General features: G+C 51.8%; 3 protein-coding genes. 2 read left to right on the forward strand and 1 reads right to left on the reverse strand.

Features of this window, described 5'->3' with window-relative positions; translation table 11 throughout:
* On the reverse strand, nucleotides 1-184 hold a 184-nt coding region (locus VI895_04720; protein ID HLG19105.1), incomplete at its 3' end, for a hypothetical protein.
* Nucleotides 185-367: 183 nt separating this feature from the next.
* Between VI895_04720 and VI895_04725 the strand changes: the two genes are divergently transcribed.
* Together VI895_04725 and VI895_04730 are read left to right on the forward strand one after the other, a co-directional pair.
* Nucleotides 368-745 (forward strand): hypothetical protein, encoded by a 378-nt coding sequence (locus tag VI895_04725; protein HLG19106.1) that lies wholly within the window; start codon nucleotides 368-370, stop codon nucleotides 743-745.
* Nucleotides 746-1,745: 1,000 nt separating this feature from the next.
* Nucleotides 1,746-2,747 (forward strand): ABC transporter substrate-binding protein, encoded by a 1,002-nt coding sequence (locus VI895_04730; protein HLG19107.1) that lies wholly within the window; start codon nucleotides 1,746-1,748, stop codon nucleotides 2,745-2,747.
* Nucleotides 2,748-3,058 lie beyond the last annotated feature (311 nt).

Below are 3,058 nucleotides of genomic sequence, written 5' to 3' on the forward strand. Positions count from 1 at the left end.
GGTCATAAAAGCCGCCCGGACTAAAGCCCACAACAATTTTAATGGATTTGCCTTTGTAGAACGGCTCCTGAGCATACACCGAGCTCTGGCACAAGACGACGGGTAGAGATAGCAACGAGAGTAGAACGACGCCTTCAGCCCCTAATCCCTTTCGGGGCTTACAGGATAGGAAGGACAGTTTCATAGGTCACCTCCGGTTTGTCCCATTCAAAAATGCTCATAGCAAAAATTTTATGAAAAGGCGAACCGAGTCATTACCTAGCCCAGGGTGAATTTGTGCTGGCCAAGAATTTCAACTCTGTTAAGGATCTACAAAGAGTTCTGAACTTCCACCCGCGGATGATGTATAAGCGATTTCGGTTACACGATGCCAAAACAATCGGTTTCGAGCCTCGAAGAACTCCGAATGCGCTCGGTTGAGCAGAGCGAAGAACAACGTCATCGCCAACTGATGGCGGCGCATCACTACCTGGGTTTACTGCCCAAGATCGGTGAAGCACTGTCATGTTTCGCCGTTGAAAAGCCGCCGCTAATCGCCGGCAGCCATCCCAATTCCGTTCACTTAATCCGTCCGATCCATAGATTGCGCCGGTCCGACCCGGTTCTTTTCATCCTCTTGATGAACTTGGTGTCCTTTGCGTTCTTTGCGCGAGAAACAATCTTTTCCTATTTTCTTGTCGGCCGTAAAATTCAAGTATGTTTGTCTAGAGTTTTTCGCCTAAGGGACACTCGTTCCCAGCCTTAGCGTGTCACTTTCACCGCCAAATCATCCGCGTCGGCTTCACCGAGTTTCCGCAGCGTGGTCGTTCCGGCCACTCCGCGACCTGCGCTCACCCTCTTGGATATTCAGGCTTCTGCGTCAACCCCTGACAGATTCACTTTGCTACAACATGATCATGTTTTCGTGTTTTCGCAATTGCGAAAACACGAAAACACTCGCGTCCGTCGCCGGGGCCTGGCATAACAATCTTTACAATCTGTCTTCATCGAATTCGATACGTCACACGGGTCGGACCACGCTATGTGGGATGGGCGTCAGGGGAGACGGGGTCTGGCATAACACTCTTTACGATCTGGTCGCTCGGGCACACCGGTTGGACCACGCTATGTGTGAGGACATTTAGAATTTTCCCCCCAAGGATTTCGTGTCCCGCTTTGATTCTTTGATAATCGACTCATCGTCATTGCCCCACTGGATTAAGCTTCCTGCTAACGCCCGGCACCGAGCTTCTTCCTTAGCGTCATTGTTTCGTCTTTTCGCAATTGCGAAAACACGAGAAGGTCTGCGGAATTGGGGTGTGGCCTGACACTCTTTACAATCTGGCCGCCAGGACACACGGTTTGGATCACGCTATGAGGTCTTTTGGATTTTCCGCCCAAGAGACACTGGTTCCCGGCCTTAGCGCATCACTTTCTGCGTCAAAATCATCCACATCAGCTTCTCGGCGTCCCGGCGCTGTGTACGTTCCGCCCCACACCCTGACATAATTACGTTGCCATTAAGCCTGATAGAATTACTTTGCCACAACAGGAGACGTTTTTCCCGTGTCCCCCCCTTGTCAGCCAGCTGGCAAATCACTTAGAATGCTTTTCACTTTTAGAGAGCATGGCAGGAGCAGATTCCCGGTAACGAGCGGTAACGCAAGAATATAGCTCGGGTTCCGAGAGGCTGCAAAAATAGGTTCCCCCAATGTTGGATGCTCAGACAGAAAACCGGCTGGATTAGGATCGTACGGGGAGGAAACATGAAAAAAATCAATTTTCGTTTCTTATCTTTTGTATTTCTTTTCTGTCTTTTGACACAGCCGGCTTTGGCGCAATTCGCCAAAGGCGGAGAGGGGAAATACCTGATTCTCGGAGCCACCTCCAAGACCGTTGGGTACATGGGGCCGTGGGTGGCTAAGAGAAAAGGCTTTTTTGCCGCGGAGGGTCTCAACGTGGATATCCCAATCCTAAAATCTTCGACCACCGGCATCCAGGCCTTGATCGGCGGCTCCACCCATTTCGATGCGACCTCCATCGATACCATGATTGGTGCTTATGAAAAGGGGGCGCAGGACATGGAGGTCGTGGGCGGCATTATTAACGGGGCGACCTATACGCTCGTTGCGGGGAAAAAATTCCGCAGCTTCAAAGACCTTAAAGGCGCTACCATCGGGGTTTCGAGCCTCACCTCCGGAGCCACCAGTCTTTTGCGCCTTATGTTGGAAAAGAATGGTCTCCATTATCCGCGCGACGTTGTGCTCTTATCGGTCGGCGGAACGCCCGAGCGCTTTACTGCGCTGGAGAGCGGCAGGGTGGACGCGGTAATCCTTGCTGCGCCGCTGAGCTTTAAAGCTCTGGATCTTGGTTTCAGTAAGATCGGCGACGTCTTCGAGTTCGTGACCCATTATCAGCACTCGGCTCTCGTCGTTAAGAAGAGCTGGGCTCGGGATAACGTCGATACGGTTCACAGAGTCCTGCGCGCCCTCGTCCGCTCTTTTCAGTGGCTGCACCAACGCAGAGAGGAGGCCGTCTCATTGATCAGTTCCGAGCTGAATCTGGAAAGGCGCTACGCCGAGGCCGGTTGGGAAGAGTATGCCCGGAGCAAGGCCTGGCCTTTAAAGGGGGAGATCGATATCGAAGGCGTGGAGACGCAAATCAAGATCTGGGCACAGAGAGAAAAGGGCGTTTCTTCCTTACCCCGCCCCGGCCGCTACGTGAATGAGACGTATTTGAAAATAGTGCATCGAGAGCTGGGTTTGTAACGCTTAAATTCGAGCCTGAAAAATTGTAAATATCTTTGGCTAGAATTGGGTGCACAAATCTGAATCTGGGGTCAGGCGTGCCTAATTGGTGTGTCCAGATGAATCGCTGTCGTGATCCATAGGGTGACTCTCATTTGATAAGGGAAGTTCCACTTCGCCTTAGGCGGATAGCTTGGGGGGCTGGGACGGAAGTTGATCCAGATAGTGATGCACGACGTAAGTGCGATCACGTATTCTACTCATTCCCGCCGAACACAGGCCCGGTGTCGGACTTGCGATGTTTGCGTTTATGAAACGTCAGCGTCATTGTT

The organism is Bdellovibrionota bacterium (genome assembly GCA_035292885.1).
Lineage (GTDB): Bacteria > Bdellovibrionota_G > JALEGL01 > JALEGL01 > DATDPG01 > DATDPG01.

Coding starts and splice junctions, on each gene's coding strand:
- VI895_04725 (HLG19106.1), top strand. CDS start 368: ATGCCAAAACAATCGGTTTCGAGCCTCGAAGAACTCCGAATGCGCTCG.
- VI895_04730 (HLG19107.1), top strand. CDS start 1,746: ATGAAAAAAATCAATTTTCGTTTCTTATCTTTTGTATTTCTTTTCTGT.